The sequence below is a fragment of the Ruegeria sp. HKCCD7296 genome, assembly GCF_013110775.1.
GTDB lineage: Bacteria > Pseudomonadota > Alphaproteobacteria > Rhodobacterales > Rhodobacteraceae > Ruegeria.
The window spans coordinates 126,629-149,798 of record NZ_WVRF01000010.1; the positions used below are offsets into that span (position 1 = coordinate 126,629).

At 54.0% G+C, this 23,170-nt stretch carries 19 protein-coding genes; 15 read left to right on the forward strand and 4 right to left on the reverse strand.

The genetic code is table 11. The annotated features are described in order from the left end of the window. The first annotated feature begins 22 nt into the window (after positions 1-22). The 9 genes from GS632_RS14470 (at position 23) to GS632_RS14510 (ending at position 8,973) form a co-directional block, all read left to right on the forward strand. Complete coding sequence (locus GS632_RS14470; protein ID WP_171621209.1) at positions 23-1,591, forward strand: Tad domain-containing protein; 1,569 nt, start codon at positions 23-25, stop codon at positions 1,589-1,591. A 5-nt stretch (positions 1,592-1,596) separates the two neighbouring features. Beyond that, entirely contained in the window at positions 1,597-2,103 is a 507-nt protein-coding gene (locus GS632_RS14475; RefSeq protein WP_171722075.1) for a TadE/TadG family type IV pilus assembly protein, read from the forward strand. A 29-nt stretch (positions 2,104-2,132) separates the two neighbouring features. After that, positions 2,133-2,795 carry a TadE/TadG family type IV pilus assembly protein gene (locus GS632_RS14480; RefSeq protein ID WP_171180507.1) on the forward strand — a complete coding sequence of 221 codons (663 nt, stop codon included), beginning with the start codon at positions 2,133-2,135 and terminating at the stop codon, positions 2,793-2,795. Positions 2,796-2,819: 24 nt separating this feature from the next. Then, positions 2,820-4,028, forward strand: a complete 1,209-nt coding sequence (locus tag GS632_RS14485) for an AAA family ATPase (RefSeq protein WP_171235429.1) — start codon at positions 2,820-2,822, stop codon at positions 4,026-4,028. A 14-nt stretch (positions 4,029-4,042) separates the two neighbouring features. Continuing rightward, positions 4,043-5,431 carry a CpaF family protein gene (locus tag GS632_RS14490; protein WP_171235428.1) on the forward strand — a complete coding sequence of 463 codons (1,389 nt, stop codon included), beginning with the start codon at positions 4,043-4,045 and terminating at the stop codon, positions 5,429-5,431. 3 nt (positions 5,432-5,434) lie between these two features. After that, positions 5,435-6,406, forward strand: coding sequence for a type II secretion system F family protein (locus GS632_RS14495; protein ID WP_171235427.1), 972 nt, complete (start codon positions 5,435-5,437; stop codon positions 6,404-6,406). Between the two features lie 10 nt (positions 6,407-6,416). After that, entirely contained in the window at positions 6,417-7,418 is a 1,002-nt protein-coding gene (locus GS632_RS14500) for a type II secretion system F family protein (protein WP_171621211.1), read from the forward strand. A gap of 225 nt (positions 7,419-7,643) precedes the next feature. Further along, positions 7,644-8,498, forward strand: a complete 855-nt coding sequence (locus tag GS632_RS14505) for a LuxR family transcriptional regulator (RefSeq protein ID WP_171180491.1) — start codon at positions 7,644-7,646, stop codon at positions 8,496-8,498. Next, positions 8,488-8,973 (forward strand): prepilin peptidase, encoded by a 486-nt coding sequence (locus GS632_RS14510; RefSeq protein WP_171180488.1) that lies wholly within the window; start codon positions 8,488-8,490, stop codon positions 8,971-8,973. Before GS632_RS14505 ends, GS632_RS14510 begins: the two co-directional genes overlap by 11 nt. 639 nt (positions 8,974-9,612) lie before the next feature. Here GS632_RS14510 and GS632_RS14515 read toward each other — a convergent pair. The 4 genes from GS632_RS14515 to GS632_RS14530 all read right to left on the reverse strand — a co-directional run bounded on the left by GS632_RS14515 (position 9,613) and on the right by GS632_RS14530 (position 14,774). Further along, positions 9,613-11,241, reverse strand: coding sequence for a murein L,D-transpeptidase (locus GS632_RS14515; protein ID WP_253284482.1), 1,629 nt, complete (start codon positions 11,239-11,241; stop codon positions 9,613-9,615). Between the two features lie 318 nt (positions 11,242-11,559). Then, the gene (locus GS632_RS14520) at positions 11,560-13,320 is read right to left on the reverse strand and encodes an adenylate/guanylate cyclase domain-containing protein (protein WP_171181692.1); all 1,761 of its coding nucleotides are present in this window, start codon (positions 13,318-13,320) and stop codon (positions 11,560-11,562) included. A 242-nt stretch (positions 13,321-13,562) separates the two neighbouring features. Beyond that, complete coding sequence (locus GS632_RS14525; RefSeq protein WP_170789612.1) at positions 13,563-13,916, reverse strand: putative quinol monooxygenase; 354 nt, start codon at positions 13,914-13,916, stop codon at positions 13,563-13,565. A 96-nt stretch (positions 13,917-14,012) separates the two neighbouring features. After that, positions 14,013-14,774 carry an IclR family transcriptional regulator gene (locus tag GS632_RS14530; protein WP_171181690.1) on the reverse strand — a complete coding sequence of 254 codons (762 nt, stop codon included), beginning with the start codon at positions 14,772-14,774 and terminating at the stop codon, positions 14,013-14,015. A gap of 70 nt (positions 14,775-14,844) precedes the next feature. Between GS632_RS14530 and GS632_RS14535 the strand changes: the two genes are divergently transcribed. From GS632_RS14535 to GS632_RS14560, 6 genes are all read left to right on the forward strand, one after another. Next, the gene (locus GS632_RS14535; protein WP_171181688.1) at positions 14,845-16,200 is read left to right on the forward strand and encodes a selenium-binding family protein; all 1,356 of its coding nucleotides are present in this window, start codon (positions 14,845-14,847) and stop codon (positions 16,198-16,200) included. Continuing rightward, complete coding sequence (locus GS632_RS14540; protein WP_010437915.1) at positions 16,197-16,562, forward strand: 2Fe-2S iron-sulfur cluster-binding protein; 366 nt, start codon at positions 16,197-16,199, stop codon at positions 16,560-16,562. The genes GS632_RS14535 and GS632_RS14540 overlap by 4 nt, the downstream gene beginning before the upstream one ends. A 3-nt stretch (positions 16,563-16,565) precedes the next feature. Beyond that, entirely contained in the window at positions 16,566-17,030 is a 465-nt protein-coding gene (locus GS632_RS14545) for a CoA-binding protein (RefSeq protein WP_170754812.1), read from the forward strand. Between the two features lie 498 nt (positions 17,031-17,528). Next, on the forward strand, positions 17,529-19,238 hold the full coding sequence (locus GS632_RS14550; protein ID WP_170756999.1) for an adenylate/guanylate cyclase domain-containing protein: 1,710 nt from the start codon (positions 17,529-17,531) through the stop codon (positions 19,236-19,238). A 241-nt stretch (positions 19,239-19,479) separates the two neighbouring features. Beyond that, positions 19,480-21,522 carry an amidohydrolase gene (locus GS632_RS14555; protein ID WP_245224464.1) on the forward strand — a complete coding sequence of 681 codons (2,043 nt, stop codon included), beginning with the start codon at positions 19,480-19,482 and terminating at the stop codon, positions 21,520-21,522. A 291-nt stretch (positions 21,523-21,813) separates the two neighbouring features. Beyond that, positions 21,814-23,040 (forward strand): adenylate/guanylate cyclase domain-containing protein, encoded by a 1,227-nt coding sequence (locus GS632_RS14560; RefSeq protein WP_170485058.1) that lies wholly within the window; start codon positions 21,814-21,816, stop codon positions 23,038-23,040. Positions 23,041-23,170: the final 130 nt, after the last annotated feature.

A 23,170-nucleotide genomic window follows, 5' to 3' on the forward strand; every position in this document is an offset into this window, starting at 1 on the left:
TCGACCAAGGAAGGTTTCGACCGTGTCCCTCGCTCAATTCATACGTCAATTCCGCAGCTCCGAAGACGGCGCGATCCTGGTCTTTGTTGCGGTGGCCCTGTCGGTCATGGTCGGTATGGCCGCCCTTGCATTCGACATTGGCCGCGTGACCACCACCCAGTCGGAATTGCAGAGCTTTGCGGACAATGTCGCCCTTGCGGCTGCGGGGGAACTGGATGGGCGCCCGGATTCAATCACGCGTGCCACCAATGCGGCTGCAAACATGATCCGCGACCGTCAAAGCTTTGGCGTGCGCAACAAGGATCAGCTGTTGTCCGGTGCAACGGATTACCAGCTACGGTTTTACGAAAACCCGCCGACAACTGCGACCGATCCCGCTCAACCCGCGCAACTGCTGGATTCGACCGATCCAGCCAGCGGACCGATTGCTGCATTTGTTCGGGTGACCGTCGACACGCACGAGGTTGCCACTCCGCTGGCGGCGGCAGCGGCGGCTCTTTTGGGCAATGCGCAGCCTTTCTCCAGCGTCAACGCCGAAGCCGTAGCAGGGTTCACCCTGATGGCCTGCGACATCACCCCGATGTTCATCTGCCTGCCGCAGCCCAGCCTCGATCTGACCGAAGGCCAGTTGATTAGAATGGTTAGCCAAGGCGGCAATGGACAATGGGGGCCCGGCAACTTCGGTTTTCTGTCTTCCAATCAGAATCTGGCCATCGATGCCTCCGGTGCCTGCGATCCTGCACCAAACGGTCAGGAAGATTCATGTGCTCTGGCGGCATCGCGCGCTGTTTCCATGTGCTTCAGCCAAAGAGGCGTTGAAACCAGACCGGGTCTGAGCGTGGGCAACATGGTGGCTGGCTTCAACACGCGTTTCGACCGGTTTGAATCTAGCGCCAAGCAGTTCAGCAACGGCTCGCGCTACGACGTCGACAATTTCGCCTCTTCTCCGCATGTCCTGGACGGCTGGATCACTGCAGGTAACGGAAACAGCTGCACCAGCCAGCTGTCGCCCACCTATGACGCGAACGGGGTCCTTGATCCGGCCGCGACCGTGGGTCTGCCGCTTGACGACTGTTTTGCCAGCGGCACTTGCCCATCGCCTCGTATCGGCAATGGCGTCTTTACCACTGGCCTAACCGAGTATCTGACTATCAACTATGGCGCTGATTTCAGCGGCCCTCTCCCGACCGGTATTCCGCCTTGGTTCCCGACTGGTGGCACCCGCTATGACATCTACAATGCAGAGGTCACCAACCAGGCCGCTTTGGAGGCTATCCTGACCGCTGGTGGCAAAGCTGAAAGCAGCATGCCTTCGTGCCAACCCCCGTCAGCTGGTCGCGCCGATCCTACGCGCCGTGTCATCACCGTTGCCGGTATCGATTGTGCGACGTTTGAGGACGAGCTTAACGGTGGGTCGGGCACCATTCCGGTCACCAGTTTCATCGAGATGTTCCTGATCCGCCCTTCGGAATCCGGCAGCACCGGTGCCAACGCGGTCATCTATGGTGAGGTCATTCAGACCGTATCGGATGGCATCGGCGGCGCCGGAGTTGGCGGCATCGTTCACGATCTGGTTCAGCTTTACGAGTAATGATCATGTTTGGTGCATTCCGTCATATCAGCAAAACCCTTGGCCGGTTCCGCAATGACCAGTCCGGCGCGGCGTTGGTCGAGTTTGCGATCCTTTTGCCAATCCTGTTGGTGACATTTGCCCTGATCGTCGAGGGGGGCCGGATATTCTGGTCTTATCAAAATGCAATCACGGGGGTTCGGGACACTGCCCGTTATGTTGGCCGGATCGCCCCGTCCGATATGTGCACTGCCTCGCCAAGCGCTGCAATCGGCGATTTCCAGGCCGCTGTCTCAAACACTCTGACATCGCTTTCGACCACTGACATTGCCGTCGGCCTGGATTCTCTGTCCCTCGAATGCGTCGGGCTTACAGGTGAATACCGTGTTTCGCCCACGCCAGTCGCCGTCCTGACCGCGTCACTGACAATTTCTAATCTGCCGTTCACGCCCCTGTTCCAACTGGTAGGAGGCTCGGCAACGGCGCAGATCCAAACCACGATCACAGATCGCAGCCGGGTGTTTGGACCATGACCCACTGCATTCGCAAAATAACCCGCGGAATGTCGCGATTTGTCCGTCAGGAAGATGGGTCGACGGTCACCGAGCTTGCCTTTGTCCTGCCGTTGTTCCTTTTGATTTTCCTGGGTCTGATTGATTTCGGCAGATTGGCCTTCCACTATGTGGCGGCTGAAAAAACAGCACAGGTCGCCGCTCGGATGGCGGCCGTGATGCCACCCGCATGTGGCGGTGTGCCGACAACCAACGCCCGGGGAACCTATACCGATATCACCGGCCCGCGGTTCGGAACCAATTGCAGTTTCGCCGCTGGCGTCTGCGTCGAACCGGCAGCCACCGTATGCACCGGTGCGGCCCCCGCGAATGCAGCTGCCCAGACCACCGTGACCGACATCTGGAACATGCTTCAGTTTGCCGTTCCCAACGATCCCACCGCAACTTTTGACGAAAGCAACATCACGTTCACCTACGATTTCGACCCGGAAATGAATTTCCTGGGTGGCCCTTATGTGCCGATGGTCACAGTGACGATCGAAGAACTTCCGTTCCGGTTCGTCTCTCCGTTGGGTTCGATCGCAGCGCTGGTTTTGGGCGGCTCAACGCCAGAAACCGATGCGCTGACCACCGCGACAACGGGTTTCAAAATATTTTCCGACTTTAGCGCAACCCTTCCTGGCGAAGACCTCGCCAGCGGAGTCAACGGTTAAATTTCTAATCATGGGAACTGAAGAATGACGCAAAAATCATTAGCCCTAATCTCTGACAATGAGGCGATTAAGAATTCAGTCGCCCAGGCCGTCGACCGGTTCGATGATCTTTCGCTAGAGACACATTCCGGGACCTTGTCTTCGGTAAATGGTCGCGCCTGTGATCTGATGGGTAAAAATGACCTGCTGGTGTTCAGCTTTTCAGGCGAATTGGAACTGGAAACTGTCAGCGATCTTCGTCGTGGCTCCGGTTCGCGCGGCACCTTGCTGGCACTTAGCGACCGGGACATCTCATTGACCGAAGCGCGTGCGCTGAGCAAATCGGGTGTGGATGAGATTCTGCCCTATCCCATCGGGCAGGACGAACTGGCCGACCAGATTCAACGTCTGACGGTTGACAAGTCCTTGCTGCCGACAATTTACTCGCCGCAACCGCAGCGGCTGGGACAGATCATTAGCGTATGCCCGGCCCGTGGTGGCATAGGCGCGTCGACGCTGTCCATCAACCTGGCCGACCAGTTGCAGGGTTATTCCGGCATCTTCCGGAAAAAGACGCAAAACAAGGTCGCCGTCGTAGATCTAGATTTGCAATTCGGCACGGTCGCGACGTCCTTGGACTTGCAGCCTTCTTCCGGGCTTTTGAGAATGGCCCAGGATGGGGTCATGCCGGACCGGACGTTCCTTCAGCAATCTCTGGTGCAACATGCGTCCGGTTTAGAAGTCCTGAGCGCGCCCGAGGAATTCATTCCTCTGGATGTTCTGACACGCGAACAGGTCAGCGCGTTGATCGAGACTCTGCGACTGGAATTCGACTTTGTCGTCATTGATCTGCCACGTGTACTGGTCGATTGGCTGGGCGCAGTTGTGACCGCGTCCGACCGGATGCTGATGGTGGGCGACAGCTCGGTCTCTTCGGTGCGTCAAGCCTGCCGTTTGATCGAATTCTTCACAAAAGAGCGGCTCGAACCTCCGGTTGAGATCGTCATCAGCCAGGAAACGAAACCGACATTCCGGTCAAGCCAACATGTCGAAGCCCAAAAGGCGCTGGAACGCGAATTGCGCTTTTGGCTGCCTAGCGACGCGCGCCACGCAAAGCAGGCGCTGGATCGGGGTCAGCTCTTGTCGCAGGCCTCAGGCAACTGTGCCTTGTCCAAGGCGATCCGCACAATGGGCCGGAAAATCATGAATGAAACCATGGTCGGCAAAACCGACCTGAGAAACAACGCAGCCTAATTGGAGTCAAAGGGATGTTTGAAAAGTTTACACGCGCTGGGCGAACCAATGAGGCCGAAGTTATCCATCTGAACCAGCATGCTGATCGACTGGCCGAGGACATTCAGCCAGACACCACAGCAGAAGATACCGAACTCGCGGACTGGCTTGAGCTAAAAAGCACTTTGCACGAGGCTTTGCTGGAACGGCTGAACCTTTCGGTGATCGAAAAGGTTGAAAAGGACGTGCTGCGGCGCGAAGTCGCCGGGGTTGTTGGTGGCGCTCTGTCACAAACCGGCAGGCCGCTGAATACCGAAGACTTCAACCGCATCGTCGAAGAACTCTTGGACGAAATTCTGGGTTTTGGCCCATTGGAGCCATTGCTGGCCGATCCAACGATCAACGACATTCTGGTTAATGGTTATCAGACGGTCTATGTCGAACGCTCTGGTCTGCTGGAGCGCGTGCCGGTGCGGTTCCGCGATGAAAAACACCTGCTGCGGGTTATCGACAAGATCGTCAGCAAGATCGGGCGGCGCGTCGATGAACGCCAACCTTGGGTGGATGCCCGGCTGGAAGATGGCAGCCGTGTCAACGCAATCATCCGCCCCTGTTCTATTGATGGCCCCAGCGTTTCAATCCGTAAATTCGCGCAGTCGAAGCTGACGATGGAAAAGCTGGTCGCAAATGGCGCTCTGAATGATGCCGCCGCGCGGTTCCTGCAATCGCTGGTCTATGCGCGCTTGAACGTTCTGATCGCCGGCGGGACGGGGTCGGGTAAGACAACGATGTTGAACGCCCTGTCTTCGTATATCGACCATGGCGAACGTGTCGTCACCATCGAAGACGCCGCAGAACTGCAACTCCAGCAGGAGCATGTCGTCCGCCTGGAAACACGCCCGCCGTCCCCGTCCGGCGACGGCCAGGTTATTCAGCGCGATCTGGTGCGCAACGCGCTGCGTATGCGTCCTGACAGGATCATTGTCGGCGAGGTTCGCGGAGCGGAAACATTCGACATGCTTCAGGCCATGAATACGGGCCATGATGGCTCGATGACAACTGTACATGCGAACTCGGCGCGCGATTCATTGGGTCGCCTAGAACAGATGGTCACGATGACGGGTATCGAATTTCCCACCGCAGCCATTCGATCCCAGATTGCGTCGGGGCTGCACTTCATTGTGCATCTGTCGCGGTTGGCGGATGGTTCGCGCCGCGTCACCAGCATCTCGGAAATTACCGGAATGGAAGGTGAGATCATCACCATGCAGGACATCTTCGTGTTCCAGAAAAAGGGGCGCGCGGAAAACGGCGAAGTGCTTGGTCAGTTTGTTCCCACCGGGATTCGCCCGAAATGCTATGATTTGCTGACAGCTGCTGGTGTCGATCTCGAACCCGAGATTTTCCGAGTATCAGGAGGCTGAGGCATGACCAGTATCAACACCGCAGAACTTCTTAACTATCTGACGCTGGCTTGCGTCTTCGTCGGAATTTTCATGCTGATTACCGGGGTGTTCCACTTTGCCCGTCGCGGTGAAAACCATGCAGAGGCCCGCAATCGCCGGATGCGCATGGTCCGGCAAGGCGTGTCCGATGAAGAACGGCTGGCCTTGCTGCTTCCTGAGACCCAGACAGGCTTTTTTGCGAAAATTCCGTTTTTTGGGAATTTGCCGGATACATTGATTCAGGCGGGACTGCATGTTTCAGCAAAGAATTTCGTGCTGCTTTGCCTGTTTGGTACTCTGGCGATCGCTACCGCCGGTATGATGTTCCTACCGCCTTGGCAAGCGGCTCCGATTGCGCTCATCCTGGGTGTAGTTTTGCCTGCTTTGATCGTGAAATCTCGGCAGGCTGAACGCCAAAAAGCTTTGACTAGTCAGTTGCCCGATGCGCTAGAGCTGATGGCGCGCGGCCTGAGAATTGGCCATCCGGTCAACACCTCGATCAAAGCCGTCGCGGACGAGATGCAAGATCCGATAGGGTCCGAGTTTGGTATCATCTTCGACCAGATCAGCTTTGGTGATGAGCTTCCCGACGCGGTTCAGGACTTTGCAGACCGGGTCGGCTCGGAAGATGCACAATACCTGGCGGCGAGCATGGCGATCCAACACGGTACCGGTGGCGATCTGGAGCGGATCGTGTCCGTTCTGGCCACTGTTGTCAGACGGCGCATCGCGTTGCGCGCGCGGATCAAGGCCATTTCCGCAGAAGGACGGCTGTCCGGGTTTCTTCTGTCGATCATTCCGCTGGTGATCATGGGGTTAATGTCGATCAACGCGCCGGGATATTACACCGATGTCAGCGACGATCCCGCATTCATTAAACTTGCAGTGCTGGTTGTCGTTCTGATGGTCTCGAACGTCATCATCCTGCACAAACTCGTTAATTTCCGTATCTGAGGACAGTTTCATGGAAAATATTCTGGAAATCATTTCGCTTCGTTTCGGTTGGCCAGCCGAAACAATTCTGCTGACCGTCTTTGGCCTTGGCGTTTTGCTGGTGTTTGTTGCCGTAACCTCGGCGTTGAGCCGCCGCCATCCAGCGGCCGTCCGCATCGCCAATCTGCGCGCCCAAAGGTATGAAGCCCGCAATGACCGTGGACTGTTGCGGGAGACTCTCGTCACCCCTAAAGGTCTTTTTAAGGCCGCACTGCCCAGTAGGGAGGCTGAGCGGCGCAAGATCGAGGATCAGCTGATTCAGGCCGGGCTGACTGGTCGGAATGCCTTGCGTATCTACACACTAACGCGGGTTTGGCTTGGAATTTTCGTGCCTATGATTGTGGGTCTGCTCATCGTTGCCTCAAGAACGCCTGGCATCCCCGTTCCCAGCGCGATTACTGGCATTTTTGAATCCATCAGCAAAGCCAACGCTATTCAGCTTATTGGTTTGCTGACGGCGGTCGGATATTTTGTTCCCGCAGCCTGGTTGAAGCATCGCCGCAAAGAGCGTCAGCAACGTATCCGTGACGCATTTCCGAACGCCCTCGACCTGTTGCAGATATCACTTCATGCCGGTCTGGGCTTTGATGCCGCCATGACCCGGGTCGGGAACGAGCTGGCGCTGGCCTCCCCTGATCTGGCGTTTGAGTTTCTGAACACCCAGCACGAGATTCAGGCCGGGCGTCCCCGCGCAACTGCGCTGTCTGACATGGCGCGGCGTACAGGGGTTGATGAAATCCAGTCTTTTGCCACTGTTGTCCAGCAATCCATACGCTACGGGACCAGTATGTCCGAAGCTCTGACCACCTATGCGTCTGAAATGCGGGACTCACGCGAAACACGGGCACAGGAACTGGCAAACCAGCTACCGGTAAAGATGTCCGCTGTTCTGGCCGCGCTGATGCTGCCGACGCTGATCATCATTACCGCCGCACCTTCGATGATTCGATACTTCCGGGGCTTTGGGGCGTAGAATTCCCGGCCGTATCCGCCGTAATCGCGTGTTCGGGCAGGTCATGTTTCCAAAACGAGGACAAAACGGGCGTCTAGTTTCGGCAGATTTTGCCCAGTTTAGAGAGAAAAGAGTAAGCTTTTAGGTAGTTAAGTGGAGTCCGGCCACACAAAAAATCGCGACGCAATCGACGGGTGGGGGTGTTTGTCGAAAGGAGTGATCGGGTTTCGGTCAATGTTAAACGGTATGAATAGTTTGTTTTCGGCGCATCGTTTCGCGCCCGGTGCAATGGCACCAACGTCAGAACTTCTTAAAGTCGTAGCTGTCCTTTGCCAGGCGACTCAGGGGAAAGTCCCACTGCTAAATGCACTGCGCGAAACAGCTCGCGCAATTGATGCGGAAGTCGTTTCAATCAGCCGGGTGGACCTGCAAGGCAATCAGAATTCGGCAAAAGTGCTGAGCTACGACGCCAATCACAAGACGCCGGACAGTTTCAGCGGTTTCGACTTCTGCATCGCGCCTGCCATCTACGGCAACAACATGAGCCGGGCCAAACTGGGGTCGGCTTGGTTCGGCAAGCTCGATGACCTTTCTGAATACGAACATCTATCAGAGTTCTATGAGTTCCGCAGATTTTACGAGTCCGTATCCATTTTGCTGGAAAGGCAAAATGGTGTCGCCGACTTTCTGGAATTGCATTTTAGCCACCCCATCTCTTCGGCTGTGGTTGATATACTGAGCGTTCTGGGCCCTGTTCTGTCGGATTGCTGGAAGAAAAGATCTCTTGGTCGGTTTTCCGAAGCGAAGCAGAAAAACACGCGCCGAAAGCTTATCAAGAAAGAACCAAAAAGCATTTTGTCTATGGACAACCCTTGTCGGCTGAGCCGCTCGGAATATCGGGTTTGCGTTTTATTGGCGCGGGGATTGAACAACAACGCCTTGTTGTCCGAGTTGTCGATTTCAATTTCGACACTGCGTACGCATCTTCGCAATATCTACGTCAAAACAGAAACGTCCTCTCAACCCGAATTGATCCATGATTTGTTGACCCCGATGGTCAAGCGCCAATCGCTGACTGCGAGTAGCGAAAATGTCGCCTGAAGTCGCGCAGTTCGTCCCCTTGATCGTCATTACTCCGCTTTTGGCTGCAATGGCATGGAATGACCTGAAGAACCTCAGGATATCCAATAGGCTGGTGCTGATTATGCTCGCCGCTTTTGTCCTCTCCACGCCCGTGTTTCTATCCTTCCACGAGACGTTATACCGCGCGATCTTCGGCGTCGGCGTATTTGTCGTTGGTTTTCTTGGTTTCATGCTGCGCCTGTGGGGTGGAGGGGACGTAAAGGCAATCGCCGCGCTGACAATGTTTGTGCCCAGCTACTTTCTTTTGCTGTTCTTCTACACTTTCACCCTGTCCATGGTCGTGGGCATGCTGTTTGTGATCACAACCCGCTCGATAATTGGATTTCCGGAATGCCGCTGGCTCGCAATGCGACCAAAAGCCAGCTATCCGATGGGTGTATCGATAGCCATGTCGGGTGTGTTATTGCCCTTGGTTGCGATGGGTTTGGGGTAGAAATTTTAGGGTGGTCTTAGGCCTCGTAGCAAACAAAAATCGGTTGCTGGACTGCTATGGCAGAAAGGAAGCCCTTTAGGTTTTTGTCGTAGCAGGTGGCAACGCGTCTTCAGTCTTTCAACCAGCCAAACATGATCTGGTGTGGTGAGCACTACATCGCCTTATGAGCTGTGAGGAAAGTTCAATTTTTGCGGTTTTCAGGTTTTTGGCGACAACGCTTAGGCCAAATGGGTTTTGGGGTAAAACCGACAAACAGCACCGCGTTGGAGCCGAATGATCGCTTAGCAATTGGAAGGCTCTCCAATTTGCGTCTGCAAAGAATGTCCGGTTGACGCCATTGCTCCGGATGCTGGGCATCGATTCAATGGCTGCAAAGAGGCTAAATGTCGTCATTAGGTGCTTGAGTGCGAACAGCTGCTTAGTCCGCAGAGCTGTCATTCCGCGCAACTCTCTCCAATGTCTGCTTCTCTCAGAAACCGGGCATTGCAAAGTCTAGTAGACCGCCCAGAGCGGCCACTCGGCGCTGCTCCGCGCGTTGAGCGCTTGCGAGTCCTGAACGCAGCTGCGCTGGTTCATTTTGGTGACGACAACTATTGCAGTTTGAAAATGGGATTGCGCATTTCTTTGAGGATGTCGTGTTCATCGGTCCAAGGCAGCAAGAATTCGAGCATCTCGTTCGTATGGATCCTCACGGAAATGAACGGCCCCATCTTCGACCCAAGCAGTCCAATAGGTCAAAAGGACCGGCATGGGCTCGGGTAGGTTAACTCGCGTTGTCTTCCCGCTATCCAAAATTGATTGCATCTTTTGCCGGCTCCAGTCGGGCTCTCCCTCCATCAAAAGGCTGGCAAATTCGAACGGATACTCAAGACGAACGCAGCCGGAACTTAGGTTCCGCTCATTTCGGTCGAAAAGACTGCGGTCGTTGGTATCATGCAAGTACACAGCGTATTTATTAGGAAACATGAACTTGACTAAACCTAACGCATTGTCTGGGCCCGGCTGCTGAACCAAAGTGACGGCGGGGTTCTTTGCTCCCCAGTTCACAGTGTTGGCAGGAATTGTCTGCCCGTCTTTGTTCCGAACTACGTAATTGTTGCGCGCCAGATAGGCTGGATCCTTGCGGATCCGCGAAAGCTTGTCTTTCCGAAAAATCGAGGCGGGAACGGTCCAAGTCGGATTGAATTCCATGTATTCAATTTCATCTCGGAACACTGGGGTTTTGCGGTAGGCTGATCCTGTGATTGACCGGGTGGTCCAAAGCGTCCCGCCAGATGTGACCAAGTAAGTACGAGCGCCTGCAATATTTACCAGCACGAACTCCTCGTCGATTTCCCGCATGAGCCAACGGCCTCGTTCCAGGCTGAGGCGCAACTTATTTATGCGATCTTCGACAGGTTTGTTGAGAGACGCGAAGGTCTTACCACCAACGACGCCATCTGCCTCCAAGCCGTGACGATTTTGAAAGGTTTTTACCAGTTGCACCAAGTAATCGTCATAAACCCAAGCTGGATTTATGCCGTTTTGGCTGATTTCTGGAAATTCATTTGTTCCATCGTAGCCTTCTGTCGCTAACCTTTTGCGCAGTTCGGCGACGGCAGGATCCACCATTTCCGGCTTCAGAACCGTTTCTTCGGGGACTTTGTTCCAGCCTCCCTTTGATGCAATAGCTCTGTATTTGCGCAATGCATCAACGAGCATCGTATATTGCGCGTTGTCGATATCGATGCGTTCAATCAAAGCGCTGAAGCCTTCACCTTGAAGAAATTGGCTCAATACAATGGAAGGGTCTTGTTGAATCACTGGTTTTGAGAAGTTCCAATCGTCATCCAATGCATTTGGATCGACTTTTCCAAAAACCAAATGATGCACGAGTTTTACTGCTGCGTCGGTCGCCAAAATATCGAACAGCGCTTTATTTGAGGCATCGCCACCCTGTGAGTCTTTGAAAGCGGTTCGAAGCCCTTCTAGCTTGAAGTCACTCGGCGTAAAGCCCTGATCAATTGCTCCATCCAACTCCTGAAATAGTTCGTCGACCAATTCAAAACTTGTCCAAGCTGGCGCAAATTCTCTGTCTGAATAGAAACGAGGTACAAGGATTTCTGCGTCCAAACTCTTATTGTTAGAAAGTGTGCTACTCGCATTCGTATTTGACCGTAGCAGCGCTTTTATCTGCTCCGAGACTTGGTCTGCTGCGCCTAAATTGGGGCATGTCATCAGCGTTGCAGTCAGTACAGTTGCAACTGCTGATTTGAGACCTTTTACCATCCGCTCCGTCACCTTCAATCTATATGTCGTTTCTTCGTCGGAGGATACTTCAACATTATGTATAATCAAATTGGAATTTATTGGTCTCGGATCATGCTCGCGCCGCATCGACGACAATTTTTTGCGAATGGCTGCGTTGCCCGTAGAACAGACGGCGGGTGAAAACTTGAGAACGTCTGCTTTGGGCTGAAACAGTTGTTGCCGATTGAAGCAATGAGCGATTGCTTAGAACCTTTCGAGAACAGTGCGCCAAAATTGGATCTACCTTTGGCACGTTTTGTCTGCGGTAGTTTGCGAGCTTTGGCATTTGGAACAACTCTACGGCTTAACACCAGCTTTCTTCAGGCCTTCGACCAAAAGCGCGTTGTGTTCGTGTAGACGGAAGAGGATCAAAGCGCCGGAGACAATGCTGTCTAGGAACGCTGGGGCGAAATCCGCTAGCGCCTGCTCATGTGGCAGGCCTGCTTCGGCACGCCCGAGGTGGGCGGCACTGGCGATCATAAGAGCCCGGCGGATCGGCGCACGCGGCGTCATCTGAATCGCGCGCTCACCCCAATGCATTGCGTCTTCAAAATCAGCGTCGGCGAAGGCAGCTTGGGCGAGCGCCAGATAGGCGTCTCCTACCCAGAGATCAGTGTCGCGTGGGGAAAGCTGGAGGGCAAGGTGGGCATGTTCGCGCGCCTCTGTGGTTCGGCCGACCAAAGACTCATGCCAGGCCATGAAGAAGATGTTCCGGGCAAAGTTCGGGTTCAGTGTGAAGCCCAAACTGAAGTCGGCGTTGGCCCCGTCAAAATCCCCACGGAAATGACGAACCACACCGCGAACGCATAAGGCGCGAGGGTCGAGTTGACCACCAAGAAACAGAGGTTCAACGCTTTTCTCAGCTAGGCCCAGGTTTTCGGTGGGGTCCTCATCGAACTGGTATAGATAACGCATCAAGTAGGCAAACGCTTTGATCCAATGCGCCTGGACATTGCGTGGGTCGAGATCAATGGCGCGATCAGAGGCCGATATGACCTCATCGAACTTTTCCTGAGAGTAGAAGCCTCCTGCATAGAAGATCGCCATTGCACGTAGCGAGAGGTCGTAGGAGTTGAAGTCGATATCTCGAGCCACAGACGCGCGATCTATTTCGGCAATGGATATCTGGGGGGCGATGGCGCCGACCACGCTGCGTGTAATCTCATCCTGTAACGCGAAGATGTCGTCTAGCGTGCGGTCGTAGCGCTCAGCCCAAACATGAGCTCCATTTGTGCAGTCGATGAGTTGGGCAGTAATGCGCACGCGGTTTTGGGCTCGACGGAGGCTGCCCTCTAGCATGTAGCGAACACCGAGTTCACGAGCGACATCTATATGGGTGACGGGGCGACCCCTGAACGAAAACGAGGAGTTGCGGGCGATGACGAAAAGCTCGGGAAAGCGCGAGAGCTCTGTGATGATGTCTTCGGAAACGCCGTCACAGAAGTATTCCTGTTCTGGATCATTGGACATGTTCTGGAAGGGCAAGACAGCGATTGAGGGTTTGTCAGTGGGTTGCGATTGGTATTGCGTGGAACCAGATTCGTCCTCCATCGCCAATTTGTAGGCGCGAACTGGCTTGGAGATGTTTTTGAGCGCTACTTCGCCAAGGTCTATGATGTCGTGTTCAATTTTGCCTCGAACCTGCCGGCATGCGTCGTCAGACAGAATGACACCGCCTGGGTCAGCGACGCCTTCGAGTCTGGCGGCAAGATTAACACCCTCGCCATAAATGTCGCCCTCGTCCAAGATTACGTCTCCAATGTGCAAGCCTATTCGGAAGCTGATCCGGCTTTCGGTGGGGCTCTCGGCTTCGGCGGCGTGCAGCGCCTTCTGGAGCGTCGCTGCGGCCTCAACGGCAGAAACGACCGAGCTAAAAAGTGCAAACAGGCCATCACCGGTAAGCTTTATAATCTCACCTCCGGTACTTTCGATACCTGGATTGATGATGTCCCGGCGTAGGTCTTTGAGACGAGCAAGTGTTCCCGCCTCGTTAGCCGCCATAAGCCGTGAGTAGCCGACCATATCGGCGGCAAGTATGGCGGCAAGTCGGCGTGTCATGCGCATTTCCCAATAGCAACCTTTTTTCGAATCTATCAAGTTTGGTAGTAGTGTGCCAACTTTCGAAAATGTCCGGTTTGGGCTATCTACGGTCCTTCGGTGAAAGCGGGCCAATGGCGGCGAAGTCCGCTGAGCAGTCGTTCAGATCTACTGCAGCGAAGGTCCGCATCGAGCTCAAAGCGGACAAGCACCAAATCTCATAATTTTCTCGCACCGGCGATAGCTTCAAACGTCGGTTAATTTTACCATAGTAGCAGGCTTGTTTTTTGCGCCTCGAAACCTTTTGGCGTCGGAAAAAGCGAGCGCATCCTGGCAACAAGTTCGATCTCACCATCCAGCATCTTTCGGACGGTGTTTAACCAGTTATTGAAAGTTTCAGATTCCCAATGATCCTGGACCGCGGCTTCGTTCCTGAACACTTCGTAGAAATAGAAACGATTTGGGTTTGTTTCATCCACCATAATATGAAACTGAAAGACTTCAGGTTCTTCACTGACAACATTTTGCGCTTGGAAGATGCTGGCGTCCAAAAAGGGCTGCCGATACTCAGGTTTTACGTTGATCACGAAGAACCCACCAAACATTGCATCTTCCATATTTGTCTCCTTCATTGATCTAAAAGCGGCGAATGTCGCAAATCACACCTGTCCTGCTGGATGGTGTTAATCTACAGCACTGCGATACCCATGAACCTAAGCGGGTATCCTTTCTTTATCTGCTTCACCCCATCCTAGCGCGCGAGCAAGTTCGTGTGACATTGTGATAAGTGTATGGCCAATCTTTTCTCGCTCGGAAGGTGTAAACACCCGAAGAGACGCCGTAGCGCCGATTGAAAGCGTCGCACCAACACCTGTCTTGGTCAGCGTTGTAGCGACAGAACTGATTCCGCGCTCGAGCTCTTCAACACATTCGGCATACCCTTTGGCTCGAATGACATCGAGTTCCGCGGCCAGATCCTTGGGGTCTGCAATCGTGCGATCTGTGTACTGCTTAAGCTGCCCATCCAATCGGTCTTGAGACAGCAGTTCAGGCGAAACGGCGGCGATTGCCTTGGCGCAAGAGCACGCGTGCATTGGTCGTTTGCCCATACCTGGATGAAGAAAAGACACGCCCGTCTGCGGTGTCTCCACATGAATAATCTCGACCCAATGGCCCCGTAGCCGAGACAAGAAAAACGCAGCGCCATAGTCATTCGCGGCGCTAGATAGGACAGGCGCAATCACTTGCAAAAGAGCGGGATCAGAGTGATCGCTCAACGTGATACGCTTTAGCCTATTCCCAATCGCGAACTCTCCGCGGGTTGGTGATTCAAGGAGGCCGGACGAAACAAGGTCTTGAACCAGCCTGTAGGCCGTCGGTTTAGGTATATCGGACTGAGCACAGATATCCGCTACGGACGCACGTCCTTTTTGACCCACGATTTCCAAAACCAGCGCTAATCGTTCGAGATGCATTTTTCTCACTTTATGATAACTAAGTTTTCGATATACGATACAATTTGGGGAATCAAGGGAGGAGCATACGATGGATGGACAATGCTGTGGACCGGGCTTCAAGAGTCCGCAAGAAGCCATCAAAGCCCCCCGCGAAAAGCTACTCTACACGATCGCCATCTACACCGGGACAGGGATCCAGAAACCTGATTACCTTGCTACAGTGGATGTCGACCCTGACAGCCCGACCTATTCTCAGGTAATCCATAGGCTGGAAATGCCGGGGATTGGGGACGAGCTTCACCACATGGGGTGGAACGCCTGTTCGTCCTGTCACGACGACGGCTCGATGTCCCGCAAATACCTGATCCTGCCGGGTGTACGCTCTAACAACCTTCACATCGTTGATACAGCCACTGACCCGCGTGCGCCGCGGTTGCATAAGGTCATCGACGGGGCCGAAATCAAGGCCAAGGCAGATTTATCGGGCCCGCATACGGTGCATTGTTTGGGCTCGGAAATCATCATTTCCTTCCTTGGAAATGCCAAGGGTGAGGCTCCTGGAGGCTATCTGCATCTCGACAAAGAGTTCAACATCGTCGGTCGCTGGGAAACCTCGATGGGCGAAATCAAATTCGGCTATGACTTCTGGTACCAACCACGCCACAACGTGATGGTCAGTTCCGAATGGGCTGCGCCCAATACCTTCATGCCAGGCTTCGATCTGGAAGAAGTGGGCCATCTGAAATATGGGCGGGAGCTGCATTTTTGGGATTTTGAAAAGCGCGAACCGGTCGAAAGCTTCTATTTGGGTGAAGACGGGCTGTTGCCACTGGAAGTCAAGTTCCACCATGACCCCGACAGCACGCATGGGTTCTGTGGCGCAGCTCTTTCGACCAATGTGATCCATTGGTGGCAAGACGATGCTAAAAAGTGGCGGTGGGAAAAGATCATCGACGTGGAAAACGAGATGCACCCCGAATGGCCGATCCCGTTGCCGGGGGTTATGTCGGCGATCCTGGTCTCGATGGACGACAAATACTTGTACCTGAACAATTGGCTGCATGGAGATATGCGCCAGTATGACATCACCGACCCGCATAATCCCAAGCTGACAGGCCAAGTGTTTATGGGGGGCCTTTTGGGTAAAGCTCCGATCGTTAACGGGGTCGAGGTCGCGGGTGGCCCGCAAATGTTCCAGCTCTCTCTCGACGGACGAAGGCTTTATGTCACGACCTCGCTGTTCTCGACTTGGGATAACCAGTTCTATCCCGATATCCGCGAAAAAGGCGGGGTTATGGTGATGATCGATTGCGACCCTGAAAACGGTGGTATGAAGATCAACGAGGATTTCATTGTGGACTTTGGCAAAGAACCGAATGGTCCATCGCGCTGTCACGAGAGCCGGTATCCGGGCGGTGATTGCACAAGCGACATCTGGCTATGACTATGTATACCGTGACGATCGCGAACAGAGATGGCGCGCAATACTGTGTGGATGCGCGGCGGCCACTTCTGGAAACGCTGAGAGAACAGGGCGTCGACTTGCCTTTTGGGTGCAAGTATGGCGGCTGCATTACCTGCGCGGCAAAACTACAGACTGGCGCGATCGATCAACGCCGACAGGTTGCGCTGAATAATCGGCAAATCGCGAACGGCTATGTGATCCTTTGCGTGGCACGTCCGACATCCGACATCACGCTTGAGATCGGGGTCGAGAGCCATGACAAGCTGTACCGCAATCCGTTTCTCGACCCTCTCAAACCCCACGAACTCAAGGCTGACATTGCGACGCCGAAGGAAGGTTAACCGATGCCCGAAGCAGATATCGACCGCATCTACGATTACGACCCCAAATACCTCGCCGACATCCTGCAGTCGGTTAAAACCATTGCAATGGTGGGGGCTAGCGCGGACAAAACGAAATTCAGCTATGGCGTTCTGCGACAGCTGAGTGAAATCGGCTATGATATTCTACCGGTGAATCCTAACCCGAATGTTTCGGAAATTAGAGGGCTCAAGGTCTACCACTCGCTGGAAGAGATCGACAAACATGTTGATATGGTAGACGTTTTTCGCCCGAAGGAAGAGTTTTATGCCTTTGCCGAGAAGGCTATCGCAATCGGGGCAAAAGTTCTTTGGGGTCAAATCGGTGTGTACGACGACAAAGCAGCGCAACTCGCTGAAGCGGCGGGCCTTAAAGTCGTGATGAACCGATGCCCCAAGATTGAACTCTTCCGCCCGTTTTGGAAGCCGCGCCTGGACCTAAAGATATGATGGAAATTCGATTGGTAGCTGCCTCCTCAACATCCAATAAGGGTGCCAATTGAGATATTGTGCTTACGGAAGAGAAGACAAATAATCCTGCCCGCTTTACGAAATCCGCATACTCTAAACCCAAGAATGGCCGTTTTGTATATAGAACCAACGGCCACCTTGTCCACGAACCAGATATTCAGGTTACATCCCAGCGCCGCGCAGCGGCGAACGGCAGCTTTGTGCGCTCTTCGGACCTCCGTCCCTCTTCCAGCCTCACTCGTGCAACGAGTATCTCCTTTGACGGGCCGCACCGCGGCGACAGAGGTCAAGGTCAAACGGCCGCTTTTGGTCGTCCTCGAAGGGCAGGGCGCCTTGTGATCACACATGCTGCACGGGCTCCCGTGTCTGTTGGGAGCCCAAAGCGATCGCGCTTTCTTGATGGGACCACTTTGCTCTAAATACCGGGCTGACAGTGCTCTCTCTGCAGGCTAGCTTCCAACAAGCGGGGAGAGAAACATGGAAAAGAGGCTTGCGGCTGTGCTGGCGGCTGATGTCGCTGGATACTCGGCGTTGATGGATCAGGATAGGGACAGAACACTCAAAGCGCTTAAGGCTTTCCGTGAGGATCATCTAATGCCCGCTTTGGCTATTCATGAAGGGCGATTGATCAAAAGCATGGGTGACGGCTGGATTGCTGAGTTTCGCTCCGCATCGGCTGCGACAGAATGCGCGATTGCTGTTCAGACGGCTGACCGACCACAGGAGATTCAAGTCCGCATCGGCATACATACAGGGGAAGTAGTTTCGGAAGGCGATGACATATTCGGTGACGGTATCAACATAGCTGCACGTCTCGAGGCATTAGCGGAACCGGGGCAGATATTGCTTTCAGACACAGCACACAACAGCCTAGACCGGAAAGCCGCCGCCTCGTTCTCTGGCGGTCGGAAGACTGAGTTGAAGAACATTGCACGCCCAGTTGGCGTGTGGCGGTGGCCTGTCGGTTCGACGGCTACAAGTGCAACTGTCAAATCTGAGAAACCCGGTATTGCTGTGCTGCCGTTTGACAATATGTCAGGCGACCCGGAACAAGAGTTTTTCGCTGATGGAATTACCGAGGACATCATAACAGAGTTGTCTCGTTTTCGTTGGTTGATGGTCGTAGCGCGAAACTCATCTTTTACTTTTAAAGGTAAGAGCACCGACATTCGCGAAGTTGGGCAGGCGCTCGGCGTGAGGTATGTGCTTGAGGGTTCGGTAAGGCGCGCAGGCCAGCGTCTTCGGATAACAGGACAGCTAATTGATGCAGAGAATGGCAGTCATCTTTGGGCCGATCGTTTCGATGGGATGCTGGACGATGTTTTTGACCTTCAAGATCAGGTCACGCAGGAAGTTGTTACGGCGATCGAACCGTCCGTTCGCCGTGCCGAGACAGTTCGCGCTCGGGCGAAACCGACAGAAAATCTCGACGCTTATGAACTTTATCTTCGGGCCCAGTCACATTTTCACCTGCTGACGGACGAAGACAACCGTGAGGCCATTCGCCTTACGCGTCTGGCGTTGGAGCGCGATCCTGATTATTCGTCGGCAGCTGGATTACTTGCGTGGTTGCATATCCAAAGGATGGTGCAAGGACTGAAACCGATTGACGAAGGGCCGAAGGCAGCTGTTGCTGCAGCAGAACGTGTATTGTTGAGCGATCGCGCAGATGGAATTGCGTTGGCCTACGCCGCACACTCGATCTCTATGCTTGCACAAGACTTGCCGCGAGCTCGCGCAGTTTTCAAACAAGCATTGGCCGAAAATCCAAACGCTGCGACCGTTCACATGCTCGCTAGCATCAATCTGAGTTTTCTCGACAGACCCGAAGAAGCCCTGGAACACGCGACACACTCAATCAATCTCAGTCCGAAAGATCCGATGCGGCACGCAGCCTATGTCGGGCAGGCCTCCGCATTTTTCCAACTTGGCCGCTATGCTGAAGCCGTTGAGGCCAATCGAAACGCCTTGGCCATTAGGGCGAAATTCGTGATTACGCATCTCATGCTCATCGCATCCTTGGCTCAAAACGGAGACCTAGAGTCAGCGAGGGCTGCGGTATCTGAACTGAAGGAGCTTCGTCCGGATCTAGACATTAAAGAACAAACGAGACTCCCCATTTTCAGCGTTCCCGAATGCTCGGAGCAATGGAGGGATGGATGGCTAAGAGCAGGCCTTCCAATCTGAGAAAACAAAATCAAGCAGGCTATGCAGTCCGGCGGCTTCGTCCGCAGAGCGGTCATTGCTGTACCGCACGGCGAACGACTGCTTCGAGCCCAAAGCGGTCGAGGTCAGTCGCTAAATCATAGCATCATTTTGCTTGGGAAACTTGGCGCTCAATTCGATATCGGCAGCAGTTTTCCTTTCCACCTAAGATCATCTCGATGCTAGGCTCAGGCAAATTTCGCCTTACTGAGCATTAAGAGCCATGACCAAACTGAACGTTACCCGCCGCACGGCAATGACCATCCTCGGCAGCGCGTCAATGATCGCGATTTCTCATGCCACCTCAACTCATGCGGCCTCGTCATTGCAGGATTTTGGAAGCCAGCTTCAGACGCTGCCCGAAATCACTGTTTACACAGCGCAGCGCGTCATCACCATGGAGGACAACGACCCAGCAATCAACGCGGTCGCCGTGGTCGGAGACCGTATTCTGGCCGCGGGATCGCGCGATGCAATCGTTAATCGGATTGGTTCGCAGCCGTTTCGGCTGGACGAACGGTTTTTTGACAAGGTGATCATTGCCGGTTTGATCGACCAGCATGTGCACCCTTTCCTCGCCGGATTGACCCTGACCTCCGAGATCATATCGATTGAGGATTGGAATATTCCGACTGGCTTTTCGAAGGCCGCCGAGGATGAAGCGGATTATAAGTCTCGCTTGCAAGCCGCTGAAGCGGCAATGGATGATCCCGACGCCTTGTTACTGACATGGGGATACCACCACTTTTTTCATGGCGAGATCAGGCGTGCACAACTCGACGAGATCAGCAGCACACGCCCAATCATCATAGTCCACCGATCTGCACACGAACTTATCTTGAACACGCCCGCATTGGAGTTTCTGGGCATCACCGAAGACTTCGTAAATGGCTTTGCGGGGCTTGCGCTTGAGCAGTCGAGCTTTGAAGACGGGTATTTCTTCGAGGCGGGCATGTTTGCCGTTCTTCCCGCAGTTGCACCGGTGCTTTCAACACCAGAGCGTCTGGGCGCTGGTCTCAGGCTGGCGCGCGAGTATATGCACCGTGCAGGCGTCACGGTTGCTGCGGAACCGGGAGGCGTGCTGTCGCGCCCTCTGCAAGAAGCAACCAACGCCGTCTTTTCCGGGCCTGACGCACCGCTCAGGACCTATTTCATACCCGACGGGAAATCTCTGGCTGCCTTGCACCTCCAAAACGGCACGATGATCGAAGAGACGGAAAAACTACTCGAATGGGGTGAAGGCAAGACGGCTTTCATGCCGAAGCAGGTGAAACTCTTCGCCGATGGCGCTGTTTACAGTTTGGCCATGCAGGTCTCGGAGCCCTATGTCGGCGGCGATTTCCACGGCGAGTGGATTATGCAACCGGATGAGTTCAATCCTGTTTTCGATGCCTACTGGGAGGCAGGCTACCAGTTGCATGTTCATCAAACCGGCGACCTTGCCGTGGACTTGATCTTGGACGCTGTTGAGCGAAACATGCGCCGGATGCCGCGCGCCGATCACCGCACGACACTGGTCCACTTCGGTTATGCAAGAGAAGATCAAGCAATGCGGATCGCTGAACTGGGCTGCATCGTCAGCGGCAATCCATACTACGTAACCGCGCTGTCAGATCGATATAGCGAGCTTGGGCTTGGCCCGGACCGTGCGGATGACATCGTGCCCCTTGGCCCAATCAAGGCCAGTGGAACCCCGATTTCTTTCCACTCAGACGTACCAATGGCTCCGGGTGAACCGCTGTTTCTCGTGTGGGCTGGTGTGAACCGGACGACAGTATCTGGCCGCGTGGCTGGTCCCGAACACCGCTTATCTGTAGAAGACGCTTTGCGGGCTGTAACCATCGATGCAGCCCAATCCCTTCGATTGGAGGATGAGATTGGCTCGATCACTCCCGGCAAGTTCGCGAACTTCACCATCCTTGAAGAAGACCCATTCGAGGTAGAGGCGGAAAAGATCAAAGACATCGGCATCTGGGGGACCGTGCTTGAGGGCGACATTTTCCCTGTATCAGACGACTTCGATCTAGACCGCGCGTCACTATCTCCACCACGGGATACGACAAATCCACCAACAAAACCGCTGTACGCGCTTGCTGATGTGTCAGGCATCGCGCAGAAGGGCATGCTTGCCGGATGCTCGTGTTGCGCTTCACCCGTATCGCAGTCGTGCACGACATCTGCGGCAGGGCAAATCTCGGCAGTTAGCTGTTGTGGGACCAATGCGTTGGGGTGGGCCGTCGTGTCCGAATGGGCCTCCATAGTTTAGATTGGAGCCAAGCAGAGATTGGATAATCAAGTGTCCGGAATGTCCGCACAGCGGTCATTGATGCATTACGCGGCGAAAGACTGCTTCGAGCCCACAGCGGCCAAATGTGATAACTTAAACTGTGTGTCCGTTGAACCAATACTAGCGGCGATATAGCGTGTCGAATTGTGGCTTATGCTGTGTCACAAGAATAGATCCGAACAGATTTTTGGGCCTTTACAATGCGGCACCCTCTTCTGAGTGGATCAGGTCACTTGGTGGACTTTTGCGATGATTGGCTGGAGGTTTCTCATGTTTGATTTTATCCAGCGAACCATCGAACTTATGCTTTGGACGCCGCCGGGGATCGAAGGTAAAGAGGCGCGGTTCTACATGTTCCACCGGCTTGGACCTTGGGTTGCGAGCTTTTCTCACGGTTCGTGGGCGCTCATTTTTGCCCTGAACGGCGTCACCACGATGGCGTACTACAACATCGCCGTGACGGTTTTGTTCGCCGTATACGGTTTTCTTTGGCGGCATCGCCAAGGCCCTATGTGGTATGTCCATCTCCTCTATTTCGGAGAAATACCGCTGCACGCTTTGCTTGGTACGCTCTATGCAGGTGTCGGAGCAATGTTTTGGCTCTTCCCGCTTGTGTCTGCCATTGTATGCCTAGTTACTCCGCAGTTTTCATGGGCACGCAAAGCAATGATCTGCACAGCACTCGTTGCTTTTGCCGTCTTTGTCGGTGTACTGGCAATCACATTGCAGCCTTGGGTAATTATGCCCGACGTGTCTATGATTTTCCTCTTTGCCTTGAACACTATCAGCGTAAGCTCGGCATTGGTCTTCTATCTTGGAATTAATCAGTATCTGGTTGAAACCGCAGAAGAAGGTATGAAGCGCGAATATGAACGAGCCGAGAAGTTGTTACACAATATTTTGCCGGCCCCAATTGCTTTGCGATTGAAAAATGGCGAGCGCGTTATTGCAAATGAACATCGAGAAGTATCGGTTATTTTCGCAGATATCGCGAACTTCACAGCTGCGAGTTCGCAACTTTCTGCAGCCGAACTTGTTGAGTCCCTGAATCTGATTTTCACTGAATTTGATAATTTGGCGGGCCGCTATGGCGCAGAAAAAATAAAAACGATTGGTGATGCCTACATGGTTGTTGTCGGGGTACCCGAAGACAAGCGCAACCATGCTGAAATCGCAATTGAGCTTGCGATGGAGATGCACAAGGCCGCGATCGCGATCAGTGCGCACACGCATTTCAATGTTAATTTGAGAGTTGGGGTGAATTCGGGGCCGGTTGTGGCCGGCGTCATTGGCAAGCGCAAGTTTGCATATGACCTTTGGGGTGATGCGGTAAATCTGGCGTCACGAATGGAAAGCCAAGGTGTGCCTGGCCAAATCATTGTCACGGAGAACACCGCCAAACTTTTGCCCGACCGTTTCACTGTGAAAGCAGAGGGCATTCGCGACATCAAGGGTAAGGGCGAAATCCCCATATTTAGCGTGCAAACCAATATCTGAACGATTTTAGATCTTGTAATGCAGATGCGGGTGTCGTTCAGGTTTTCCCAAGCGCAGGAAGATCAGTGTTGCTTAGCGAGTCCAGCTTTGTAATTGATCCGGACAGGTGGGACAGCTCCAAAGGTTGTCC

Excerpts from the sequence above, each read along its gene's own strand:
- GS632_RS14500 (WP_171621211.1), top strand. The coding sequence starts at position 6,417 with ATGGAAAATATTCTGGAAATCATTTCGCTTCGTTTCGGTTGGCCAGCC.
- GS632_RS14545 (WP_170754812.1), top strand. The coding sequence starts at position 16,566 with ATGCCCGAAGCAGATATCGACCGCATCTACGATTACGACCCCAAATAC.
- GS632_RS14475 (WP_171722075.1), top strand. The coding sequence starts at position 1,597 with ATGTTTGGTGCATTCCGTCATATCAGCAAAACCCTTGGCCGGTTCCGC.
- GS632_RS14510 (WP_171180488.1), top strand. The coding sequence starts at position 8,488 with ATGTCGCCTGAAGTCGCGCAGTTCGTCCCCTTGATCGTCATTACTCCG.
- GS632_RS14540 (WP_010437915.1), top strand. The coding sequence starts at position 16,197 with ATGACTATGTATACCGTGACGATCGCGAACAGAGATGGCGCGCAATAC.
- GS632_RS14495 (WP_171235427.1), top strand. The coding sequence starts at position 5,435 with ATGACCAGTATCAACACCGCAGAACTTCTTAACTATCTGACGCTGGCT.
- GS632_RS14525 (WP_170789612.1), bottom strand. The coding sequence starts at position 13,916 with ATGGAAGATGCAATGTTTGGTGGGTTCTTCGTGATCAACGTAAAACCT.
- GS632_RS14490 (WP_171235428.1), top strand. The coding sequence starts at position 4,043 with ATGTTTGAAAAGTTTACACGCGCTGGGCGAACCAATGAGGCCGAAGTT.
- GS632_RS14520 (WP_171181692.1), bottom strand. The coding sequence starts at position 13,320 with ATGACACGCCGACTTGCCGCCATACTTGCCGCCGATATGGTCGGCTAC.
- GS632_RS14535 (WP_171181688.1), top strand. The coding sequence starts at position 14,845 with ATGGATGGACAATGCTGTGGACCGGGCTTCAAGAGTCCGCAAGAAGCC.
- GS632_RS14550 (WP_170756999.1), top strand. The coding sequence starts at position 17,529 with ATGGAAAAGAGGCTTGCGGCTGTGCTGGCGGCTGATGTCGCTGGATAC.
- GS632_RS14480 (WP_171180507.1), top strand. The coding sequence starts at position 2,133 with ATGTCGCGATTTGTCCGTCAGGAAGATGGGTCGACGGTCACCGAGCTT.
- GS632_RS14505 (WP_171180491.1), top strand. The coding sequence starts at position 7,644 with ATGAATAGTTTGTTTTCGGCGCATCGTTTCGCGCCCGGTGCAATGGCA.
- GS632_RS14560 (WP_170485058.1), top strand. The coding sequence starts at position 21,814 with ATGTTTGATTTTATCCAGCGAACCATCGAACTTATGCTTTGGACGCCG.
- GS632_RS14530 (WP_171181690.1), bottom strand. The coding sequence starts at position 14,774 with ATGCATCTCGAACGATTAGCGCTGGTTTTGGAAATCGTGGGTCAAAAA.
- GS632_RS14515 (WP_253284482.1), bottom strand. The coding sequence starts at position 11,241 with ATGGTAAAAGGTCTCAAATCAGCAGTTGCAACTGTACTGACTGCAACG.
- GS632_RS14555 (WP_245224464.1), top strand. The coding sequence starts at position 19,480 with ATGACCAAACTGAACGTTACCCGCCGCACGGCAATGACCATCCTCGGC.
- GS632_RS14485 (WP_171235429.1), top strand. The coding sequence starts at position 2,820 with ATGACGCAAAAATCATTAGCCCTAATCTCTGACAATGAGGCGATTAAG.